This window comes from Aeromonas sp. QDB31, from assembly GCF_027707605.1.
In the GTDB taxonomy this organism is placed as follows: Bacteria; Pseudomonadota; Gammaproteobacteria; order Enterobacterales; family Aeromonadaceae; genus Aeromonas; species Aeromonas media.
Window position 1 is genome coordinate 188,669 of sequence record NZ_JAPCIX010000001.1, and the last position, 20,931, is coordinate 209,599.

Annotated in this window: 20 protein-coding genes, 1 tRNA gene, 1 pseudogene and 1 other annotated feature; of the genes and pseudogenes, 16 read left to right on the plus strand and 6 right to left on the minus strand. The window is 60.3% G+C overall.

The features are described 5' to 3' along the window. Window positions 1–100 precede the first annotated feature (100 nt). From ppk2 to PG898_RS00850, 3 genes are all read right to left on the minus strand, one after another. Complete coding sequence (gene ppk2 / locus PG898_RS00845) at window positions 101–925, minus strand: polyphosphate kinase 2 (RefSeq protein WP_043132066.1); 825 nt, start codon at window positions 923–925, stop codon at window positions 101–103. A 42-nt stretch (window positions 926–967) separates the two neighbouring features. Beyond that, window positions 968–1,291, minus strand: coding sequence for a substrate-binding domain-containing protein (locus tag PG898_RS21295; protein ID WP_408749992.1), 324 nt, complete (start codon window positions 1,289–1,291; stop codon window positions 968–970). 262 nt (window positions 1,292–1,553) lie between these two features. Further along, a complete protein-coding gene (locus tag PG898_RS00850) occupies window positions 1,554–1,727 on the minus strand; it encodes a hypothetical protein (RefSeq protein ID WP_270823304.1) in 174 nt (57 codons plus the stop codon). A 78-nt stretch (window positions 1,728–1,805) separates the two neighbouring features. On the opposite strand from PG898_RS00850, the gene PG898_RS00855 reads away from it, so the two are divergent. The 7 genes and pseudogenes from PG898_RS00855 to PG898_RS00885 all read left to right on the plus strand — a co-directional run bounded on the left by PG898_RS00855 (window position 1,806) and on the right by PG898_RS00885 (window position 9,931). Beyond that, complete coding sequence (locus tag PG898_RS00855; RefSeq protein ID WP_270823306.1) at window positions 1,806–2,882, plus strand: cellulase family glycosylhydrolase; 1,077 nt, start codon at window positions 1,806–1,808, stop codon at window positions 2,880–2,882. Window positions 2,883–2,948: 66 nt separating this feature from the next. Beyond that, window positions 2,949–4,232: an extracellular solute-binding protein gene (locus tag PG898_RS00860; protein WP_270823307.1), complete on the plus strand. Its 1,284-nt coding sequence runs from the start codon at window positions 2,949–2,951 to the stop codon at window positions 4,230–4,232. A gap of 66 nt (window positions 4,233–4,298) precedes the next feature. Then, window positions 4,299–5,189, plus strand: coding sequence for a carbohydrate ABC transporter permease (locus PG898_RS00865; protein ID WP_270823308.1), 891 nt, complete (start codon window positions 4,299–4,301; stop codon window positions 5,187–5,189). Window position 5,190: 1 nt separating this feature from the next. Further along, a complete protein-coding gene (locus PG898_RS00870; RefSeq protein ID WP_270823309.1) occupies window positions 5,191–6,018 on the plus strand; it encodes a carbohydrate ABC transporter permease in 828 nt (275 codons plus the stop codon). A 72-nt stretch (window positions 6,019–6,090) separates the two neighbouring features. Next, complete coding sequence (locus PG898_RS00875) at window positions 6,091–7,191, plus strand: ABC transporter ATP-binding protein (RefSeq protein WP_005328684.1); 1,101 nt, start codon at window positions 6,091–6,093, stop codon at window positions 7,189–7,191. An 86-nt stretch (window positions 7,192–7,277) separates the two neighbouring features. Then, window positions 7,278–8,240 (plus strand): annotated as a pseudogene (locus tag PG898_RS00880) (glycoside hydrolase family 43 protein). Window positions 8,241–8,647: 407 nt separating this feature from the next. Then, complete coding sequence (locus PG898_RS00885) at window positions 8,648–9,931, plus strand: carbohydrate porin (protein ID WP_197069661.1); 1,284 nt, start codon at window positions 8,648–8,650, stop codon at window positions 9,929–9,931. Between the two features lie 126 nt (window positions 9,932–10,057). Here PG898_RS00885 and PG898_RS00890 read toward each other — a convergent pair. Continuing rightward, window positions 10,058–10,134 (minus strand) — tRNA-Arg (locus PG898_RS00890). A gap of 50 nt (window positions 10,135–10,184) precedes the next feature. Further along, a complete protein-coding gene (locus tag PG898_RS00895) occupies window positions 10,185–11,339 on the minus strand; it encodes a flagellar assembly protein FlgT (protein ID WP_270823310.1) in 1,155 nt (384 codons plus the stop codon). A 277-nt stretch (window positions 11,340–11,616) separates the two neighbouring features. Here PG898_RS00895 and PG898_RS00900 point away from each other — a divergent pair, with 277 nt between their 5' ends. Together PG898_RS00900 and PG898_RS00905 are read left to right on the plus strand one after the other, a co-directional pair. After that, window positions 11,617–12,237, plus strand: coding sequence for a FlgO family outer membrane protein (locus PG898_RS00900; protein ID WP_270823311.1), 621 nt, complete (start codon window positions 11,617–11,619; stop codon window positions 12,235–12,237). A 20-nt stretch (window positions 12,238–12,257) separates the two neighbouring features. Next, window positions 12,258–12,683, plus strand: a complete 426-nt coding sequence (locus PG898_RS00905; RefSeq protein WP_205641179.1) for an LPP20 family lipoprotein — start codon at window positions 12,258–12,260, stop codon at window positions 12,681–12,683. A gap of 156 nt (window positions 12,684–12,839) precedes the next feature. Here the strand turns inward: PG898_RS00905 and pheA are convergent, their stop codons facing one another. Beyond that, the gene (pheA, locus tag PG898_RS00910; protein ID WP_268433575.1) at window positions 12,840–14,012 is read right to left on the minus strand and encodes a prephenate dehydratase; all 1,173 of its coding nucleotides are present in this window, start codon (window positions 14,010–14,012) and stop codon (window positions 12,840–12,842) included. Between the two features lie 38 nt (window positions 14,013–14,050). Next, window positions 14,051–14,173: a sequence feature (Phe leader region), on the minus strand. 164 nt (window positions 14,174–14,337) lie between these two features. Here pheA and PG898_RS00915 point away from each other — a divergent pair. From PG898_RS00915 to phrB, 7 genes are all read left to right on the plus strand, one after another. Then, window positions 14,338–14,937: an HAD family hydrolase gene (locus tag PG898_RS00915; protein ID WP_270823312.1), complete on the plus strand. Its 600-nt coding sequence runs from the start codon at window positions 14,338–14,340 to the stop codon at window positions 14,935–14,937. A gap of 148 nt (window positions 14,938–15,085) precedes the next feature. Next, window positions 15,086–15,916: a hypothetical protein gene (locus PG898_RS00920; protein WP_042650346.1), complete on the plus strand. Its 831-nt coding sequence runs from the start codon at window positions 15,086–15,088 to the stop codon at window positions 15,914–15,916. 95 nt (window positions 15,917–16,011) lie between these two features. Continuing rightward, window positions 16,012–16,566 (plus strand): DUF3157 family protein, encoded by a 555-nt coding sequence (locus PG898_RS00925; RefSeq protein ID WP_270823315.1) that lies wholly within the window; start codon window positions 16,012–16,014, stop codon window positions 16,564–16,566. A gap of 182 nt (window positions 16,567–16,748) precedes the next feature. Then, the gene (locus PG898_RS00930; RefSeq protein ID WP_005332506.1) at window positions 16,749–17,378 is read left to right on the plus strand and encodes an outer membrane beta-barrel protein; all 630 of its coding nucleotides are present in this window, start codon (window positions 16,749–16,751) and stop codon (window positions 17,376–17,378) included. Between the two features lie 173 nt (window positions 17,379–17,551). Further along, window positions 17,552–18,496: a YbgA family protein gene (locus PG898_RS00935; RefSeq protein WP_270823317.1), complete on the plus strand. Its 945-nt coding sequence runs from the start codon at window positions 17,552–17,554 to the stop codon at window positions 18,494–18,496. A gap of 126 nt (window positions 18,497–18,622) precedes the next feature. After that, window positions 18,623–19,510, plus strand: a complete 888-nt coding sequence (locus PG898_RS00940) for a MerR family transcriptional regulator (protein WP_270823318.1) — start codon at window positions 18,623–18,625, stop codon at window positions 19,508–19,510. After that, window positions 19,507–20,931, plus strand: a complete 1,425-nt coding sequence (gene phrB / locus PG898_RS00945; protein ID WP_270823319.1) for a deoxyribodipyrimidine photo-lyase — start codon at window positions 19,507–19,509, stop codon at window positions 20,929–20,931. The genes PG898_RS00940 and phrB overlap by 4 nt, the downstream gene beginning before the upstream one ends.

The following is a 20,931-nucleotide window of genomic DNA, read 5'->3' on the forward strand; positions in this document are numbered from 1 at the left end:
AGAGGTTCCCCAATGCCAGGGCGGCCATCCTCAGGTTAGTATCAGCAGGGCAGGGCGTGAGGGAGCAAGGGGTGAGCCAGAGGCTCCCCCTTGACGGTAATCAGAACAGTTCCGGGATCACCCGGAACGGGTGCTCCGAGGCCTTGACCTTGCCAATCTTGCGTTTGGGCAGCTTGACCGGTTCGGCCGGCAGTTCCTCGTAGGGAACGTGGGCCAGCAGATGGGAGATGATGTTGAGCCGCACCCGCTTCTTGTCCTCGGAGCGGGCCACGAACCAGGGAGCCCAGGCGGTGTCGGTGGCGGTGAACATGGCATCCCGCGCCAGGGTGTAGTCATCCCAGCGATCGAAGGACTTGATGTCCATGGGGGAGAGCTTCCAGATCTTGCGACCATCGTCGATGCGATCCCGCAGCCGCCGCTCCTGCTCCTGTGGGGTCACCTCCAGCCAATACTTCAGCAATATGATGCCCGAGTCGACCATGGCCTGCTCCACCATGGGAACCCCCGCCAGGAATTTGTCGCTCGCCTCCTGGCTGCAAAAGCCCATGACACGCTCCACCCCGGCCCTGTTGTACCAGCTGCGATCGAAGATGACGATCTCGCCCGCCGCCGGCAGGTGTGGGATGTAGCGCTGGAAATAGAGCTGGCTCTTCTCCCGTTCGGTGGGGGCCGGCAGCGCGATGACCCTGAACACCCGGGGACTGACCCGCTCGGTGATCGCCTTGATGGTCCCCCCCTTGCCAGCGCCGTCGCGCCCTTCGAACACTATGCAGACCTTGAGTCCCTTGTGCACCACCCACTGCTGCAGTTTCACCAGCTCCACATGCAGGCGACGCAGTTCCTTCTCGTATGCCTTGTTGCCAAGCGGCTTGGACTCTGCTGCCGGAGCAGGCTGTTCAGTCGTAGATTTTTTTTTGCTGGCCATGATTCCCTTCTCTTGATGCGAGCCAATGAAGAATGGTCGTCGTCATCGACGGCCCACATCCAGAGTGTAATCGAGCGCAGGGCTGGGTACAGATGCGAAGTGCCGCGGTGGGACAGGGATCAAGTGAAAGTCGTGGGTGGCCTTATGGATCTCGTTCGGGGCGTCCAACAAACAGAGGGGCACCATCTCGTTGGCCAGCATCTGGTTATCGTGTCCCGCAACCAAGATATCTTCCGGAATGCGTAACCCTGCCTCCGCAATGGCCTGATAGCAGCCCTGGGTCATGTAGTCACTGCAGCAGAAGACCGCGTCTGGTGTGTTGGGGAGTGCCAGCAGCTGCCGGGTCTGCTCATAGGCCTCGCGCAGCGGCCAATTAGCGACGCGTACCCATTGTGGATCCGGTCATTTGATCAGGGCCTGGCGATATCCCTCCAGCCGTAGGTTGTTGGCCTCCCTCCAGAGTTCCCCCTGAATGAGAGCTTCACCGCGCTCGAACCGTTGAGCACCAGAGATACAGTAGATTGGGAGACGCTGGCTGCGGCGGCGATGGCACTCATGGTGATGCGTTGCTTGTCCATCGATATGGCCAGCCCCTGTCATTAAGCTAATATTATTAGTTTTTTTCTCGTCAATCATACCCCACCAGATTGGGGGAACCAGCCATGTTGTCGTCATCAGCGCGGATCAATACGATCGATAAACACCCAATCCAGGCTGTCAACGCGCTTAAAAACGGTATGTTAACCAGACGTTGCAATAAGCCTTGGTCTGGCTCATTTTGTGACTGACCACGAAATTCCATCTAACACCCTTTGCTATTAATATGATTAGCAAATAAAAATTAGCTCATAAATATTAAACATTAGCAAAAGGGGGGGCGATGGCGGTACAACAGTGGTCCACAGAACAGGCCTGGCAGTGGTGGAGCAAGCAGCCCTGGCTGAGAGGGTTCAACTACTTGCCCAGAACCGCCGTCAACTGGACGGAGATGTGGCAACGGGAGACCTTCGATCTCCCGACCATCAGGCAGGAGTTGGCGTGGGCCAGAGAGGTGGGCTACAACACCTTGCGCACCAACCTGCCCTTCATCGTCTGGCAGGTGGACAGAGATGGCCTGATCGCCCGCATCGACGACTTCCTGGCGGTGGCGGCCGCAGAGGGGATCAGCGTCATGCTGACCCCCATGGATGATTGCGGCTTCTCCGGCGATCACCCCTATCTGGGCCCGCAAAAAGAGCCTGTCGAAAACCTGCACAACAGTCAGGCAGCGGCGAGCCCTGGACGCAACGTCGTCATGGATATCACCCAATGGTGTGAACTGGAGCGTTACATCAAGGATGTCGTCGGCATGTTCGCCCAGGATGAACGTATCCTGGTGTGGGATCTCTACAACGAGCCGACCAATCGCGGCATTTTCCGTGGCCCCAACCAGCATGAAGAGTTCGATCCTGCCATGGAGCCCTACAGCCATCATCTGATGGAGCTGGCCTTCAGCTGGGCGCGCGAGGCCAATCCCTGCCAGCCGCTGACGGTCTGTGCCTGGCATGCTGCCAACCACTTTAGCCCGGACGATCCCATCTTCACCCATCCCACCGACCTCCGGGCAATGGCGCTGTCGGATGTGATCAGCTTCCATGCCTATCAATCACTCGAACTGCTGGAAAAAAGTCTGGAAATCGTCGCGACCTACGATCGCCCCCTGCTCTGCACCGAGTGGCTCGCTCGCCATGCCAAGTCGTTCATGCATGAGCAACTGCCCATCTTCAAGGAGCGCAAGATCGCCTGTTACCAATGGGGACTGGTCAAGGGGAGAACCCAGACGCATCTGCCCTGGCCCAATATCCAGCGAGCCGTTCCGGAGTACGCGGACACCTGGTTCCACGACCTGCTCGAGGCGGATGGCTCCCCCTATGACGAGCGTGAGGTCGCCCTGATCCAGTCCCTGATCACCGAATAAGAAAGACTCCTCCGAGGCGATGCCAACCCATCGGCATCGCCTCACCCTACACATAGAGGTCATATCATGAAGAAGATAAAGCTACTGGCATTGCTGGTCGCGGGGGCAACGCTTTCTCCCATTACCCTGGCACAGACCACACTGCAATATTGGACCCTGCTCAATGGCGGCGATGGCGCGCGCATGAAGCAACTGGTCGACGGTTTCAATGCCAGCCAGGGTGACTACAAAATAGAGACTACCACCCTGAACTGGGGTGAACCCTTCTATACCAAACTCAAGACCGCCTCTGCCATGGGCAGCGGTCCGGACATGGCGACCATCCATCTCTCCAAGATCTCCGGCCTGACCCAGACCCAGGGCCTTGAGCCCATCAATCCCGAGGTTCTGAAGCAGGCTGGCTACGATAGCAACCAGCTTTTCCCGCTGCTCTGGAAGCAATCGAACGTCGATGACAAGACCTATGCTCTGCCCATCGATACCCATGCCATGGTGCTCTATTACAACAAGCGCATCGCGGCCAAGGCCGGTTTGCTGGATGAGCAGGGCAGACTGAAGCCCATCGCCTCGCTGGCGCAGTTTGATGCGGCGCTCAAAAGCGTGAAAGAGCAAGGGGCGATGGGTCTGAGCATGGAGACTTCGCCCATGTCCTACATGCCTTACCGTCTCTGGCTCTCCATGATCAGCCAGCAGGGCGGCAAGACCATAGAGAACAACGAGTTTGTCTATGGCGAGGCGGGTAAGCAGGCGATGGCGGCGATGGCCAGGTGGTACGCCGACGGCTACGCCACCAAGGGGCTGGATTACGCTTCCTCCACCACGGAGTTCATGACCGGCCGCTCGGCCTTCATGCTCAATGGCGTCTGGGAGCTCCCCTCCGTTACCGACGGCATGAAGAGCGGCAAGCTCGGATTCGAAGTGGGCATCGCATCTCTCCCCTCCTTCTTCAACGGTAGCAGGGCCGCCTGGGCCGACTCCCACGCATTGGCCATTCCGCGCAATAAAGACAAACTCATCTCCGACGAAAAAGTGCTAGGGATTGTCAAATTTGCCAACTATATCAACCAGAACGCCCTCACCTGGGCCGAAGGGGGCCACATTCCGGCCTACGAGCCGACGGTCGCCACCCAGGCGTTCAAGGAGATGCCACTGCTCGCGGACTATGTCAGCGAGACGGCCAGCAACATCGTCTATGACCCGGATGGCTGGTACAGCGGGGCGGCTGGCCCCCTGCAGGCCACCGCCTCCAAGTACTTCCCGGCGGCGCTGACCGGTCAGTTGCCCATCGAGAAGGCGCTGCAGATGTTCGAGCGCGATGCGGGCAAGTTCATGAGTCGTCCGGCACGTTAATGACCCTGGGGCAGAGGGTCAACCCTCTGCCTCCCGGTTTCCTCCATTCCAGGCCCGAGTTCAGATATGGATAATAAAGACACTGCCAGAACCACCGCCGGTCGCTTTGGTGCCCTGATGACGCCTTGGCTCATGTTGGCGCCCTTCTTGCTCGCCTTTTTGCTCTTCTTTGTCATTCCTGCATTGCAAACGTTGCAGTTGAGTTTCACCGACAGCGGGCTGACCGAGACTCACGGCTACGTTGGTTTTGCCAACTATATGGAGCTGCTGCAGGACCCCAGCTTCTGGGATTCTTTGCTGCAGACCGCCTACTTTGCCCTGTTGACCGTGATCCCGCTGACTGCCCTGGGGTTGGTCATGGCGATGCTGATCTGCCGTCTCACCCGCTTCGCCGGTCTGGTCCAGGCTATCTTTTTCATCCCCAACATCTTGCCCATCGCAGTCATGGCCATGATCGGTGGCTGGATGCTGCACCCGACCTTCGGCGTGGTGAACCTGGTCGCCGGCACCGAGATCGCCTGGTTCAACGATCCGGACTTTGCCATGCCCATGGTTGCCATCGCCACCATCTGGTGGACCGTTGGCTTCAACGTGCTGCTGTTCATGGCGGCCCTCAAGAACATACCGCAGGACCTCTACGAAGCGGCCAGGCTCGATGGCGCCTCGGAGTGGGGGATCTTTCGCTACATCACATGGCGCCAACTGCGCCCCGTCACCGTGATGGTCTTCGGCCTGCAACTGGTCGCATCCCTCAAAATCTTCGGCCAGACCTATCTGTTGACCGGAGGGGGCCCCTTCGACAGCACCAAAGTGGTTTTGCACTACATGTACGAGACCGGGTTCGTCAACCAGAACGCCGGCTATGCCTCGGCCATCGCCGTGGTCTTCGTGCTGATAGTGCTGCTCATTCTGGTGCTGCAATCCCTGGCTAATCGCTTCATCAATCGTCGAGGCTAAGATGAATAGCAAACTGACATTTACCGCCTTGTTCGCCATCACGTTGACTGTGCTGCTCTGCCTGCTGTGGGGCGCCCCTCTGCTGTGGGCGATCAGCACGGCACTGCGCCCGGAGGCTCAGACAGTCGCCGGTCTGCAGTGGCTGCCCGATCCCGTCATCTTCGATGCCTTCATCAAGGTGCTGACCATGGGGGATCTGCCCGTCTTCTTCATGAACAGCGTGGTCACCTCGCTGGCGGTTACCCTGGTGACGCTGCTGATCACTGTGCTGGCGGCCTACAGCTTCTCTCAACTGCGTTTCAAGGGGGCGAACCTGCTGTTCTGGTGCTGCATGTTTGGCATCATCTTCCCCTTCGAAGCCTTGGTGATCCCACTCTTTCGCCAGGTCTACCACATGGGGCTGGCCGACTCTCTGGGGGGGATCATATTGCCTCAGGTGGTGTCACCCATGGTGCTCTTCGTTCTCAAGCGCTTCTTCGATCAGATCCCCAAGGATTTTCGCGAGGCGGCCATCCTCGATGGCGCCCGGGAGTGGCAGGTATTGCTCCGCGTCTATCTGCCTCTCTCCCGGAACATCATTTATGCCATGGCGATCATCACCTTCATGGGGGCCTGGAACAATTTCCTCTGGCCATTCCTGGTGGTCAGCTCCACCGAGAACATGACCATTCCCATCGGTCTGACTCAGCTTAACGACACCTATGGGGTGAGGTATGCCCAGAACATGGCCTCTGCCCTGATCGGTGGCCTGCCGGTCGCCATCCTCTATGTCATGTTCCAGAAGCGTGTCGCGTCGGGCTTCCTCGCCGCCACCGGCCTCAAGGGTTAACGATTCACGGGCCTGCCAAGGCGGGCCCCCTGTTTTTACGGCCGCGATGAGGCCGTCGTGAGAGAGCACCATATGTCCAGCGTATCGCTTAAGCACATCAAGAAGACCTACCCCAATGGCAATGCCGTCATTCACGGCGTGGATCTGGAAATCGAACAGGGGGAGTTCGTCGTCTTCGTCGGCCCCTCCGGCTGCGGCAAGTCGACGCTGCTGCGCATGATTGCCGGGCTGGAGGATATTTCCGCAGGCGATCTCCACATCGGCAACCTGCGGGCCAATGAGCTCGACGCCGCCAAACGGGGGGTGGCCATGGTATTCCAGTCCTATGCACTCTACCCCCACCTGACGGTGGCCGAGAACATGGGCTTCTCCCTGCTGTTCAACAACACACCGAAGGCCGAGATAGAGACCAAGGTAAACCGGGTGGCGGAGACCCTGCAACTGGCCCACCTGCTGGAGCGCAAACCGGCCGAGCTCTCCGGAGGCCAGCGCCAGCGGGTTGCCATCGGACGAGCCATCGTGCGTGAACCCGAGGTGTTCCTGTTTGATGAGCCGCTCTCCAACCTGGATGCCGCCTTGCGTGGGCAGATGCGTACCGAGCTGGCGCGCCTGCATCAGAAGCTGGGGACCACCATGATCTATGTGACCCACGATCAGGTGGAAGCGATGACGCTGGGGGACCGGATAGTGGTCTTCAACAAGGGCCACATCGAGCAGGTGGGCTCTCCCCTGGATCTCTATCAGCGCCCCGCCACCGAGTTTGTGGCTACCTTCCTCGGCATGCCGAAGATGAACATGTTGACCTGCAAGCTGAAGGGAAAAGATGGCGATCTCTGGCAGCTAACGCCGGGTAAAGGGATCGAGGTGACGGCGTCTGAGTCATGGTTTGACTGCACAGGCCAGAGCAACATCAAGATAGGGATCCGCCCCGAGCATCTGTTGGTGGGGGTTGAAGGCGCCCCGGAGGCCCATCTGCATGGCCGGGTCTCTCTGGTCGAAAACCTCGGTGATGCGGCGATCTTGCACATCAAGTGCGAGGGCATAGAGCGGCTGCTGCTGGCCAAGGTCAACACGGATCGACGGGTGCCTTCATGCGACGAGGCGGTCTCCCTCACCGTCGCTCTCGAATATATCCATCTCTTCGGTGAGCAGGGGCAGAGCCTGCGCCGTTGAGCTGAGGGGCGGCGGATCCCGTCCCTCATGGAGCACCAGTCATGTACCGAATCCTCCTTTCTCTGTTCATTCTATTGGGAACCATCATGCCAGCGCAGGCCAGTTCGACTTTTACCAATCCGATCTTGAGTGATGGCGCCGATCCTTGGGTTGTGCGTCATGATGACGGCTTTTACTACTACACCCAGACCACCGGCAGCGACATCACGCTATGGCGTACCAAAGACATCACCGACCTTGAGAATGCCGAGCGCAAGGTGGTGTGGATGCCGGCTCAGGGCGCCGTCAACGGCACCCATCTCTGGGCCCCCTAACTGCACCTGCTGGATGGTCGCTGGTACATCTATTTCGCCGCATCGGATGGCGACATGGCTCGGCAGCGCATGTATGTGTTGCAGTCAAAAGGATTGGATCTATTTGGCGAGTACGCCTTCCCTGCGGGTACCCAGGAGGGCAAGATGGCTGATGCCAGTGACAAATGGGCCATCGACGGCACCGTCCTCGATTACCGGGGGGAACGTTATTTCATCTGGTCAGGCTGGGAGGGAGAGGTTAATGATCAGCAGCGCCTCTATATCGCCAGAATGGCCTCGCCCTGGCAGCTGGCTGTGCCGCGCGTTGAGATCTCTAGACCTGAACTGGCGTGGGAGCGTATCGGCACGCCCCAGGTCAACGAGGCTCCCCAGGTGCTGTTAAGCCCAGGGGGGCGACTCTTCCTCACCTATTCCGCCAGCGGCAGCTGGACGGACGATTACTGTCTCGGTCTGCTGGCGCTGGAGGGGGATGATCCTATGAATCCGGCACACTGGCGCAAGCGGCCTCAGCCCGTCTTTAGAAAGGACGAGGTGCTGGGAGTCTATGGTCCTGGGCATAACGGCTTCTTTATCGACGATGGAGGCCGACCCTGGCTGATCCATCATGCCGCCAAATTCAAAGGGGCAGGCTGGAACAGGGAAATTCATCTGCAACCCTTTGACTGGGATGCGCGTGGCCTGCCCTCTTTCGGACTCCCTGTCGGTACCAGCCGACAACAGATGGCACCGCGCTGAGGGCTACGACCGAGGTGTTGAGGTGACTGAATATAAACATGCAGCCCTCTGACTAGAAATAAAGGCGTCGTATTGTCAATATTGCTTTCTGCGGAGTCATCAGACTCCGCTTTTAATTATTTAATTCTTAATGAGAGCTGAATTTAATAGAAAGCTGAACCAGGCCTAAATACGTAAATAGAAAACAGATGTTGGTGCTTGCAAAATTTTGTTTAAAACAAGAGCTGTAAACGATTACATTAATGTGATCGCTATCACCAGATTATTATTTTTTTAGCATTACCATATTCCTGCCACCCATGGTGGATGATTAAAACATACATATGACCATGCCATAAAAAACCACCTCTTTTTATGCAGGTCGAACATGCACGTCAATTTAATATAATAACTATCGAGGATGTATTTTGAAAAACTCAATTCGCTACATTGTCGCCGCGTCTTTGTCTATCGCAGCCACCAATGCCATTGCTACTGAGGGATTTGATTTTTGGGGTTATTTCCGTGCCGGTGTGGGGACCGGGGCCGATGGCTCAGCTTCAAATAGCATCGGTGGTTCAGATTTCCAGAAGAACAAGATTGGACGTCTCGGGAACGAGTTTGATAATTATGCCGAGATTGGCTTGGGGAAGGAGCTGAATAACGACGGCGACAAATCTGTTTATATCCAGACCATGTTCAATATGTGGGATGGTGATGCCGATAGTGTCAGTAATGACTCCCCATTCGGCTGGGAAAACATGAACCTGCAATTGCGGAACTTCATGGGGATGGGGGAGACCTCCTGGGCGGGTATTCGTCAATATAATAAAGGCTATTATATTGATATGAACGATTACTTTTACTGGAACCAGACCAATGTGGGTGCCGGTATAGAGCGCATGAACCTCGGTGCAGGTAAATTCTCAGTAGCGGTATTACATCGTGATTTTGAAAATGAGATCGGCACGGATACCCAGCATAGCAAGCATCAGATCAATGCCAATAATCTGGAATTGACCTATGACTCCTTGCCTCTGTGGGAAGGCGGTAGCCTGGCACTCGGATACAAGTTTTTGAATGCCGATCCGTCGGCTGATCAGGTGGATGAGCCAGGTAGCGGTGAGCATGATTACAGCGATGGTCATGCCTTCATGGTGGAATTGAACCAGGCCGTGGCTGGCACAGGGTTTAACAAGACGGTGCTGCAATATTATGTGGATGGTTCAGCGGCACAAGGGGTGCTCATGGGGGCGGCAGATACCCTCAATGGCAACGTCAAGAGTGGTAGCGGTTACGCGATCCGCAACTACGGCAGCATTCCGTTGGGTGACCGTTGGGATCTGAGCCATGCCATCAACTATGCAGCGGCCGACAGCATTGAGACCTGGGACAACGATCAGCTCGATGCCACCATGTTTGGTGCCTCAGCTAAATTGGCGTATCACTGGTCTGAAATCACTCGCACCTACGCAGAGGTGGGTTATTTCGCCGATGAGAAGACCGAGAATGGTGCGGATTATGATCGCAGTGGTTCCAAGTACACCGTCGCCCAGGCCTGGTCTCTGGGTCGCAACCAGCCGGAACTGCGTCTCTACGCGAGCTATTTCGACAGCGACAACGACAACTGGAGTGACAGCAGCCACGCTTTTGAAGGCGATGACAGTGATGACACCTGGGTGGTTGGAGTGCAGGCCAACGTCTGGTGGTAATGACGTAGTCTCACCTGAAGGCTAGATATGGCGCTTGCCTGGGGCATATCGACAGTGGCCAGGCAAGATAAAAGGCAATCAAAACCAAGGGGCTGGCATCTGATGATGCCAGCCCCTTGTTTTATATGGCGTTCCCGACTGGAGTCGAACCAGTGGCCTGTCCCTTAGGAGGGGACCGCTCTATCCTGCTGAGCTACGGGAACCTTGTGGCGGGCATTATACAAGAAGCATTGTGCTTTTAAACCCTTGATTCCTATTCCAATACGGCCAGATCGCCAATTTGGACATTAAACGGCGAATATTTGTTCTGGCTGCTGATGATGGCACCGTCCTCGAACACCTGCACTACCTCGAACAGGCCGTCGGCGGGGTTGCGCATCACCCGGGACTTGCCGTAGGGATCGATGAAGTCGGCGCTGTGCTGGACGCGGAACTGATCCCCAAGCTTGACCCCGTTGCGACGGCCCAGGCTGATGTGGGGACCGCGTTCGTGCTGGGCCACGATGCGGGCGGTGACGGGGGCGCAGGCGAGCTCGGCGACGATGTCCTGGGCCGCCTCCTTCAACTGGTAGCTCACCTCCTGGCCGTAGCTGGACTGCCAGAACCGGCCATTGTGGCTGCCCACCTGCTCCCGCTTGGAGAAGGTCCAGTTGGCCCGCCCCTGATACTCCTTGCGCCCGAGCAGGCTGCCGTTGATGCCGTCAAACAGATAGAGCTGCATGCGGAAGTTGCGGATCGGGTCTTCATACCAGCTGGTCAGCTGGTTGCCCTGGGGTTCGAGGGAGAGGTCGTCGATGCTGCCGAGCACCAGATACTGGCTGTCGGTGCGTAGGCTCAGGGCCTTGATCTCCTCGAGGGCGCTGCGATCCCCCTGCTGCAGGTGGAGGGGATCGATGCGCAGGTTTTCGTCCAGCCACTGGCGGGCGACCACCCCCTGGGGCGCCGCCGCCAGGGTCTCGAACAGGCGGCGGGAGAGATCCGCCGGCATGTCGTCGAGGGCGCCGGTGCTCGCCTGATCCGGGTAGCGCATGCGCAGGCGCACCAGCGTCAAATCCTTGGCGTAGTGTTGGGTCTGGCAGATCTGCCGCTCGGCCTGGATGTCGGCCACCAGGGTGATGTACATGCGGCCGTTGCGCACCTCCTCGCGCTTGAGGCGGTACTGGCGGATGTCGCCGCCGGAGCGGATCTGGATCTGCTCAGAGCGCAGGCTGCCGTTCTCCAGGCGCTGGATGCTGGAGACGGACGCGCCGCTGGCCAGCAGGGCCTGACGCAGCGCATCCCGGGTCGCCTGCTCGCGGGCATAGACCTCGTCGCCCCCCAGGATGGCGGCACTGCCTTGCGCCTCTATGAGCTCGGCGCTAGCCGACAGACTGGCCAGCAACAGGGTTGACAGCAGCACAACTTTCATAACGTACACCTTGAATAGACGAACCCCTCTGCGCCCAAGGGGCGGATGAGCGGCTTCATGGACACTGGCCTGGTTTGCACCGGGTGCGCAAATAAAAGCAAGATCCATGCCTTGTTCTGGCGAAAGAGTGCGCTGCCCGCCGGATTTCCCGGCCTCTGTATTGGCGCCGCCCAAGGCCCTCTGGCGGATCATCGGATGATCCTTGGCGCATTCCCGTCTCAAGTGTTGGCCGCTGCGACCGATAACAAGTCAGGTGTAGATACAGGAACAGGTATCCATGAACAGAATTATCACGGCGCTGGCGGTTGCGCTGGCGCTGGCCGGCTGCGGGTCGGCCGACCCCATCAACCGGGAGCAAGGGGATCCCCGCCAGGCGGCCAAGGGGATGGAGCTCAACTGGCTGGTGGCCCGCATGACGGATCAGCTGATGGAGCGCAAGTCGCTCACCACCCTGAGCGAGCCCATCGCGGTCGCCTCCTTCGTCGATCTCGACACCCTGAAGGACACCAACTGGATGGGGTTGCAGATCGAGGAGAGCTTCATCTACGAGCTGAACCGGCGCGGTGAGGTAGTGGTGGACTTCAAGACCACGGGCAGCATTCAAGTGACCCCCAGTGGCGACTTCGTGATGAGCCGCAACTACAAGGATCTCTCCGCCCGTCTGCCCATCTCCCGGATCCTGACCGGCACCTTCAGCCGCAATTCGCAGGGGATCCTGGTCAATGCCCGGATCATCGATCTGCGTACCAAGATGGTGGAGACCACGGCCCAGAGCCTGATCCCGCAACAATATCTGTCCGGCGCCAGCAACTCGTTTGGCCGGGCATCGGTCAACCGGGGTTACCTGATGCGGGGCGACCAGAGCGCGTCCGGCCATCTGGTGAACCTGACCCCCTGATTTCTGAGGAGTAGACAGCCATGAGAATCGTGCTTGGCCTGATGATGGCCCTCTTGCTGACGGCGTGCAGCGGGAACAGGGTCGTAAACTACGACGTAGGGGAGAAGCCAGATGACTTCCCCGTGCTCAAGGCGGTGGGCTACGCGGTGATCGACATCCAGCCCGGTCCCTCCCAGTCGGAGAAGATGCTGCAGGCGATCCGGGCGTCCAAGATGGATGCCTACCGGGAGCTGGCGGAGCAGCTCAACGGCCAGCAGGTGCGTGGCCAGAGCAGCTACAAGGACCTGACCCAGACCTCCAACTCGCTGGATGTGTCGGTGGCCGGCATGGTGCGCGGTGCCCGTGTGGTGGCGACCTATCCCCGTGGCAACACCTATGCCACCGAGCTGGAGCTCGATACCCGCAACCTCTACCACCTGAACCAGCTGATGGCGGGTCAGTTCTAGCGCCAGGAGCGAGACTCCATCCTCTGTCACCCGAGCCTGTCGGCGGGGTACCAACTAGGCGAGCAATGAGCTCGCCTTTTTGTTGTCCGGGGGCGGGGCAGGGGGCAGAAAAGAGAGAGGCGAGCCTGATGCTCGCCTCTTGCCGTTCGGGGCCGCTTAGCTGCCCATCAGCACCGGCGGTACCGCGGTCGGCTTGACGTCTTCGCTCGGGTAGCAGCCCAGCACCTTGACGTAGCGGGTGATCTTGGTGAGCTCCAGCAGGGCGGCCTGCATCTCGGGGGTCTGCAGGTTGGCGGAGACATCCAGATAGAACATCTCCTCCCAGGGGTTGCCCTGTACCGGACGGGATTCCAGCTTGGTCATGTTGATCTCGTGGCTGCGCAGCACCAGCAGCGCCTCCACCAGGGAACCCGGCTTCTGGGAGGTAGACATGATGAGGGTGGTCTTGGCCGGGATCTGGGGCGCCACATCGATGGGTTTGCGCGCCACCACGATGAAGCGGCTGTAGTTCTCCTTCTGGTTCGCGAGCTGCTCGGCCAGCACGTCGAGGCCATACAGCTCGCCACCGGCGGCGCTGCCGATGGCCGCCGCCTCCGGGCTCGCCAGCTCCTTGACCTTCATCATGGCGCTGGAGGAGGAATCGCAGATCTCGTGGCGCGCCCCTTCAAGCTTGCTGAGGTAATGGGAGCACTGCTGGAACACCTGAGGGTGGGCATAGAAGGTCTTGATGCGGGACAGCTCGGTGGGCACGGCGGTGAGGATGCAGTGCTCGATGGGGTAGGTCAGCTCACCCACGATGGAGAGGGTGGTGTGCTGCATCACATCGTACACCTCGTTGATGGAGCCCGAGCTGGTGTTCTCTATGGGCAGCACCCCGAAGGCGGCGCGGCCCGACTCTACCGTGTCCAGCACCTCGCGGAAGTTCTGGCAGTTCACCTCTATCACCTGATCCTTGTAGCGCGCCAGGTACTTGCGGGCGGCCAGGCTGGAGTAAGAGCCGCGCGGGCCCAGGTAGGCGACGCTGGTCATGGGCTCCTGCTGCTGGGGGTTGAGCAGGCTCTGCAGATAGGCCTGCTGGGAGAGCACGGAGTCTTCGATGATGGTGTGGTAGATGCGGGTGATGTACTGGGCGTCCAGCCCGAGCGCGCGCCCTTTCTGGATCAGGGCAACCAGCAGATCCTGCTCCCGCTGGGTGTCGCGGATGGGACGGGGATTGGCCTGCTTGGCGCGGGCAACCTCGATGCTGAGGGTCTTGCGTTTGGCCAGCAGGGCGAGCAGCTCCTGATCCAACTGGGTGATGTCTTGTCTGATCTCGTCGAGCGTAGCCATGGTGGTTCCCTATCCAAATCTTCTGTGGTGGTTGCTGCAAAAAAAAGCCTCCGCTGGGGGAGGCTCGATTCGTCTTTGCTTTCTGTTGATGCGACGACAGGGCCTTCCCTTATGAGGGCCGGATAAACGAGAAAGCAAAGAAGAATGGTGTGTGCATGATGTTGTCCTGAATGTAACGTCATAACCATTAAGGGATTTGGCACGCCGATGCAAGTAAAACTTGCCCCTGTGCATTGAACGGGGCAGGGTAGGTGGTCGGGATCCATGGTCGAATGAGTGCCACACCGGTCCCGTTGTTTCTGGTCAATGAGAGGGAGGCGAGAGGATGGCGATTATCTTCGATCTGGGGCGGGTGGTGGTGAGCTGGGATCCGGTCGGCATAGTGCGCTCGGTACGAGGACCGGATGGCGCCGAGGCCCTGGCTGAGCAGCTGTTCAACCACCCCGACTGGCTGGAGGTGGACAGGGGCACCCTCTCCCTGCACGCCATGGCGAGTCAGGCCGAGGCGCGCACTGGCTTGTCCATGGCCGAGAACCTCGCCATCCTGCAGGCGGTGCCCGCCTCCCTGCTGCCGGACCCCGCCATGGTGAGCCTGATTGAGACGCTGCACCGAGCCGGTCACCGGCTCTACGCCCTCTCCAACATGGGCCATGCCAGCATCGACTGGTTGGAACAGCATCAGGAGTTCTGGCGCTTCTTCAGCGGCAAGGTGGTGTCGGCCCGGGTGCGGATGATCAAGCCCGAGCCCGACATCTACCGTTATCTGCTGGTGTCGTTCGACCTCAAGGCTGGGGAGTGCCTCTTTATCGACGACAGCCCGGCCAACGTGGCGGCGGCCCAGGCGCTCGGCCTGCAGGGCATGGTGTTCACCGATGCTGCTGCGTGCCGCCGGCAGCTGGTCGAGCAAGGATGGTTGCCCGCCTGAAAGGGGACGGGCCCTGCGTTGTGCCCGAAGAAAAGGGATCTGATGTGCATTCAGAGCGAATAAAGTACTGCTTTGTCCCTGCCGTTTAAGTGTCTATTCAGCTTTCACGCCGCAAAATAACATCCTATTCACCATCCGGAGCGTTGTTATGGATGCCAATGTAGTCGCGCTGAATCGGGGATACGATCAGAACTTTCAGGCCAGGGAACAAAGGCTCATCAGCACCCTGGCAGGATATGGCGAACTGCTTGTCTCCTTCTCCGGTCGGTTGGAGTCCTGCTACAGCATGGACCTGTGCCGGGCCAGCGGGGTCCGCTTTCGGGCCATCACCCTGGACAACCCGACCCTCAGCCGCAAGGCGGTGGCCCGGGCTAAGCGCTACTGCCAGCACTACGGCATCGCGCATCAGGTGATCAAGACCGATGAGATGATCTTCAGCGTGCACCTCGGTCACCTCGCCGAGGTGATGGATCCGGTACGCTACCTCTGCCAGCAGCTCGAGCACGGCGATGGCCCCCCGCTTCTGATGTCGGCCTCGGTGGAGGAGATGCAGGAGTATCTGCGGCGTTTCGACAGCGTGCCGGCCAATACGCTGTGGCTCTTTGCCGAGCAGGGCATGACCAACCGTGACTTTCGCTATGGCTTCCACAAGCGCCAGCTGGCCCTGTGGGGGGCGGGGGGAGAGGCTTGCCTGAGTCAGCGCTTCTCCGATATTGAGTCACTGGACCGGCGCCACTTGCGCATGGTCGACATGGCCGAGCAGATGTTGTTCGACATGGGACTGGATGGAGCCCAGGTCTTCTTCCATACCCTGGCGGACAGGGTCACTACCCTGGCCAGGATCAGGGTGCCCCAGCGCATGCGGGCCCTGGTCTTCGACATGCAGCCGAACATTCAGAAGGCGCTCCAGAGCGCCCAGTTCGATCTGGTGACCCTGGATCTGGTCTCGGGCGAAGATCCTCAACTGCTGGTCATCTGATCCCGGGCCCGGCCCGTAACGTGAGTCGGGTCATAGGCAAGGGCAGCCCGACTCTTTATACTGCTCCCTCTGCATCCCTATCGAGTCATGTGCCCATGAAACCCTTGTCCAGACTGCTGCTTGCCCTCTGCCTCTCCCCCCTGCTGGCCCAGGCCGCGTCCCTGACCCAGGTCACCCTGGCCGATGGCCGTCAGGTGCAGCTCAACGACGACTTCACCTGGGAATACCTGCTGGTCAAGCCCGCCGAGACGGTAGCCGGCAAGACGGTGACGGCGAGCGTGGCGGCGCCGGTGCTGACCGAGCAGGCCCTGGCCAATCCCGACCTGCTCGCCCAGGCGACCCGGGACGGGATCACGGTGACCCTGAACCAGGTGGAGGGCGAGGATCCGCTGCGCCTGCAGTTCGTGGTGAGCAACACCGGCAGCCGCAACGTGGTGCGGGTCAACGGCAGCCTGACCCTGTTCAGCGCCGAGGGCGTGCAGCTCTCGACCCAGCCGGTGCGTTTCTGGGTCGGGGAGAATCGCCTGCCGGAATCCTATCTGCGCAAGGGCGAGCAGCGCCCCTCGCGCGCCATCGAACTGGCCCGTCCGGCCAATCTGACTGGCAAGCCGCTGGTGCGGGTCCAGATCGACGAAGTGGAATTCCGCTAGGAACGCGACGGGGACGGGCAGGCCCGTCCCCCGTGGAGTGTTGCTCCGGTAACCGTCTGCAACATCTGCTTACATCTGCCATGGTTTGGCAACAGCTTGCCGCTCGGCGACTCCCCCTTTGCCCGTCACAATGGCTCCATTCCCGTTAGGTTCCGCCTAACGCAACAATCGGAGTCAACAAAATGCAAAAGCTCGCACTGTCTGTTCTGGTTCTGGCCGGTCTCTCTTCCACTTCCGTGCTGGCGCAAGATGCGTTCAGCTATGCCAAGGGATCCGCCACCTGGGCACACACCAAGTCCGACTACGTCGGTGGCAAGGACAGCAACAACCGCGATTTCGGTGGTCTGAGCCTGGATCTCTCCAAGAGCTTCGGCTCCAACGTCTACGGCCGACTCGGCAGCGAATACACCTCCCGCAACAGCGGCAACGACAGCATGGCCATCTCCAATCTGGGGATGGGGGTGTTCACTCCCCTCAGCACCGGCCTGAACCTGTACGGTGAAGCGGGCCTGATGGGCTACAGCATGGAGCGCGAGCTCGCCTCCAACGTGAACGACAGCGGCTGGGACAACATCACCCGCAAGCAGAGCGGCAGCCTGTACGGTGAAGTGGGCCTGCGCTACGACATCGGCGCCGTCGAGCTCTCCACCGGCTACCGTTACGCCAACATGACCGACGACATGCACGACTTCAAGGCGGGTGCCGCCTACAAGGTGAGCCAGAACCTGGCCCTCACCGCCGACTACACCTATCGCAACTGGGATCTGCAGAAAGGATCCATCAGCAGCCTGGGTGTGAAATACAGCTTCTGATTTCCCTGTCTGTCGCAACGTCCATTTTGCCCATGACCCCGGTCATGGGCTTTTTCATTTTCCGGTGATCCTGTTTTTGCTCTTGTGTCGTATCGGTCGGTAATAGTTATACAACTTTCATTTTTTTGTATAACTGCTATAACTGAGTCAATGCTTATACAAGGGGTGCAATCATGTACAAGATCAAGGTCGGTATCAGTGCCTGTCTGCTGGGCCAGGAAGTGCGGTTCGACGGGGGCCACAAGCGTTCCAGCTTCTGCGAGCGGGATCTTGGCGCTCACTTCGAGTATCACCCGGTCTGCCCCGAGATGGCCATCGGCCTCGGTGCCCCCCGTGCCGCCATCCGGCTGGTCAAGCGCCACGGAGAGGTGCGCGCCGAGGCGAGCAACGGCAGCTTCGATGTCACCGAGCGGCTCATCGCCTTCAGCGAGCAGAAGGCTCGCCTGCTCGACTTCATCTCCGGCTACATCCTCTGCGCCAAGTCTCCCAGTTGCGGCATGGAGCGGGTACGCATCTATGGTGCCAACAACGAGGGGAGTGCCAAGGAGGGGATTGGTCTCTTTGCCAAAGCCTTGATGGAGGCCAACCCCCTGCTGCCGGTGGAGGAAGACGGCCGCCTGTGCGATCCCATACTGCGGGAGAACTTCGTGCTGCGGGTCTTCGCCTATCACGACTGGCAGCAGCTCTGTGCTCGCGGGATCACCGCCGCCGCCCTCATCCGGTTCCATTCGCGCTACAAATATCTGGTGCTCTCCCACGCCACTACCCACTACCGCACCCTCGGCAAGCTGCTCGGCAACCTCGGCAAGGCCAACCTGCAGGAGGTGGCGGACAGCTACATCAAGGGCTTGATGGCGGCCCTGACCCTGCGTGCCAACCGTCGCAGCCACACCAATGTGCTGATGCACCTGCAGGGTTATTTCAAGCGGGTGCTGACCCCGGCCCAGAAGCAGGAGCTCTGCGATACCATCGACAAGTACCGCACCGGCGTCTTCCCGCTGCTGGTCCCCCTCACCCTGATCCGCCACTACCTGCGGGAATACCCGAACCCCTATCTCGCGGATCAGGTCTATCTCAACCCGCACCCCGATACGCTCAAGTTGCGTTACGGGCTTTGAGAATGGCGAGATCAGCTCTATCCGCATCCCGATATGCGCAAGCTGCGCTACGGGCTCTGAATTCGTTTGTGCCCCGACGCAGCCTCTGGGTTCGGGGCACCCATACCCTGTTGAATGGAAGTCACCATGTCAGATGTACCACAAGATGATGCCGCCAAGCCGGACGAGGGGATCTACCCCATCCGCGAGGTCTCCCGCCTCACCGGGGTCAACGCCGTCACCCTGCGCGCCTGGCAGCGTCGCTACGGGCTGGTGCAGCCCGCCCGTACCGACAAGGGGCATCGCCTCTACAGCGAGCAGGATATCCGCCAGATAGGCGAGATCCTGAGCTGGCTGGAACGGGGGGTGAGCATAGGGCAGGTGAAGGGGCTCTTGAGCGAACCTCAGTCCCAGCCGGTGAGCGATCACTGGCAGCAGACCCTGGAGCAGTTCAGTCAGGCGCTGCTCGCTTTCAACCAGCGCAAGGCGGAGGCAGAGCTCAATGATCTGCTGGCGAGCTACCCGTTCGAGCTGGTGCGCAGCCGGGTGCTGCAGCCGTTGGTGGAGCAGCTGCTCGGCCTGTGGCGCGAGCGGCCGGATGGCGAGCTGCTGCAACAAGTGTGGCTGGGCTGGCTCCACACCCGTTTCGCCCGCCACCTCATCGAGCAGGAGAAGGGGCTGCCGGTCACCCTGGCTAGCTGGGGCCAGGTAGGTCCCCTGGATTTGGTCTGGGCGGCCTACGAGCTGATAGGTCAGGGCTATGAGGTGCAACTGCTGGGAGCGGTGGAGCCGCGCCATGTCGCCCTGCTGGAGGGGCGGGCCGCCACCCCCTGGCTGGTGCTGCTAGGGGCCGGCCTTGGCAAGCCGGCGCTGGCCACTGGCTGGCCGGCGGGCACCCGCCTGTTTGGTGAGCTGGGTCGCCTCTATGACGCTGACTGGCTGGCCGCTCACGGCTGGCGGGCGACCCTGGCCGAGGTGATGGCGGACAAGCCTGCCGCGCGCGGCGCCCGTGGGCGCGGGAGCAAGAAATCATGAGGCTGGTCTGGTTTCGCAATGACTTGCGCCTTTCCGACAACCCGGCGCTGCGTCATGGCTGCGCCAGCGATGAGCCGGTCGCCGCACTCTTCATCATCTCCCCCACCCAGTGGCGACAGCACAAGATGGCACCCATCCGTCAGCGCTTCATCCTGACCCAGGTCGATGTGCTGGGCCGCGAGCTGGCGGCCCTCGGCATCCCGCTTCATCTGCTGCGGGTCGAGACCTTTGCCGAGGTGCCTGCGGCGCTGGCTGACCTCTGCCGCGAGCTCGGCGTCACGCACCTCTACGCCAACCAGGCCATCGAACTTGACGAGCAGCGCCGGGACCATGGCGTCACCGCCGCGCTGGCAGAGCAGGAGGTGAGCTGCCACTGGCTCAACGGCTGTTGCGTGCTGCCCCCTGGGCGGGTACTGACCGGCGGTCGGGAGATGTTCAAGGTCTTCACCCCCTTCAGCCGCGCCTGGCTCAAGGCGCTGGATGAGGATGGTTTCGTCATTCACAGAGCCCCGGCGCCACGGGGTGAGCCATTGCCGTGGCAGCCGCTGGCCGAGCGGGCTTTTGTCGATGAGGGGTTCGGGGAGCTGACCCCGGATCCCCGCTGGCCGGTGGGGGAGGTCGAGGCCCTGCGGCGGTTGCACGCCTTCCTGGAGCAGGCGGTGCTGGACTATGGCGAGACCCGGGATTTTCCGGCGTTGGCGGGTACCTCCATCCTCTCCCCCTATCTGGCGGCGGGCATTGTCAGCCCCCGTCAGTGCGTGGCGGCCTTGCAGCAGCGACTCGGCGGCCGGCCCCAGTCCAAGGCGCAGCCCGGTTTCGTCTGGCTTAACGAGCTCATCTGGCGCGAGTTCTATCGCCACCTGCTGGTACTGATCCCGACCCTCTCGATGAATCGCCCTTTCAAGCCAGAGACGGTGGCCCTGCCCTGGAGCTGGGACCCGGATGCCTTTGCCGCCTGGTGCGAGGGGCGTACCGGCTACCCCATCGTCGACGCCGCCATGCGCTGCCTCAACGCCACCGGCTGGATGCACAACCGGCTGCGAATGATAGTGGCGAGCTTCCTGACCAAGGATCTGCACATCCACTGGCGGCTCGGGGAGGATTACTTCATGAGCCAGCTCATCGACGGGGATCTGGCGGCCAACAACGGTGGCTGGCAATGGGCCGCGGGAACGGGCGCCGATGCGGCCCCCTACTTTCGGGTGTTCAACCCCACTACCCAGGGACAACGATTTGATCCACAAGGGGAGTTTATCCGTACCTGGGTAACTGAGCTTGCCGATGTGCCTGCCGCCTATGTGCACCAGCCCCACGACTGGCTGCGGCTCAAGGGACGGCAGGATTACCCGGCGCCCATGGTGGATCATGCCGTTGCACGGGTGAGGGCCATCGAGATGTTCCGTGACCTGGAGAAGACATGA

Bases quoted from the DNA above. Each gene is read 5' to 3' on its own strand.
- ppk2 (WP_043132066.1), bottom strand. From the start codon at position 925: ATGGCCAGCAAAAAAAAATCTACGACTGAACAGCCTGCTCCGGCAGCA.
- PG898_RS00850 (WP_270823304.1), bottom strand. From the start codon at position 1,727: ATGGAATTTCGTGGTCAGTCACAAAATGAGCCAGACCAAGGCTTATTG.
- PG898_RS00855 (WP_270823306.1), top strand. From the start codon at position 1,806: ATGGCGGTACAACAGTGGTCCACAGAACAGGCCTGGCAGTGGTGGAGC.
- PG898_RS00860 (WP_270823307.1), top strand. From the start codon at position 2,949: ATGAAGAAGATAAAGCTACTGGCATTGCTGGTCGCGGGGGCAACGCTT.
- PG898_RS00865 (WP_270823308.1), top strand. From the start codon at position 4,299: ATGGATAATAAAGACACTGCCAGAACCACCGCCGGTCGCTTTGGTGCC.
- PG898_RS00870 (WP_270823309.1), top strand. From the start codon at position 5,191: ATGAATAGCAAACTGACATTTACCGCCTTGTTCGCCATCACGTTGACT.
- PG898_RS00875 (WP_005328684.1), top strand. From the start codon at position 6,091: ATGTCCAGCGTATCGCTTAAGCACATCAAGAAGACCTACCCCAATGGC.
- PG898_RS00895 (WP_270823310.1), bottom strand. From the start codon at position 11,339: ATGAAAGTTGTGCTGCTGTCAACCCTGTTGCTGGCCAGTCTGTCGGCT.
- PG898_RS00900 (WP_270823311.1), top strand. From the start codon at position 11,617: ATGAACAGAATTATCACGGCGCTGGCGGTTGCGCTGGCGCTGGCCGGC.
- PG898_RS00905 (WP_205641179.1), top strand. From the start codon at position 12,258: ATGAGAATCGTGCTTGGCCTGATGATGGCCCTCTTGCTGACGGCGTGC.
- pheA (WP_268433575.1), bottom strand. From the start codon at position 14,012: ATGGCTACGCTCGACGAGATCAGACAAGACATCACCCAGTTGGATCAG.
- PG898_RS00915 (WP_270823312.1), top strand. From the start codon at position 14,338: ATGGCGATTATCTTCGATCTGGGGCGGGTGGTGGTGAGCTGGGATCCG.
- PG898_RS00920 (WP_042650346.1), top strand. From the start codon at position 15,086: ATGGATGCCAATGTAGTCGCGCTGAATCGGGGATACGATCAGAACTTT.
- PG898_RS00925 (WP_270823315.1), top strand. From the start codon at position 16,012: ATGAAACCCTTGTCCAGACTGCTGCTTGCCCTCTGCCTCTCCCCCCTG.
- PG898_RS00930 (WP_005332506.1), top strand. From the start codon at position 16,749: ATGCAAAAGCTCGCACTGTCTGTTCTGGTTCTGGCCGGTCTCTCTTCC.
- PG898_RS00935 (WP_270823317.1), top strand. From the start codon at position 17,552: ATGTACAAGATCAAGGTCGGTATCAGTGCCTGTCTGCTGGGCCAGGAA.
- PG898_RS00940 (WP_270823318.1), top strand. From the start codon at position 18,623: ATGTCAGATGTACCACAAGATGATGCCGCCAAGCCGGACGAGGGGATC.
- phrB (WP_270823319.1), top strand. From the start codon at position 19,507: ATGAGGCTGGTCTGGTTTCGCAATGACTTGCGCCTTTCCGACAACCCG.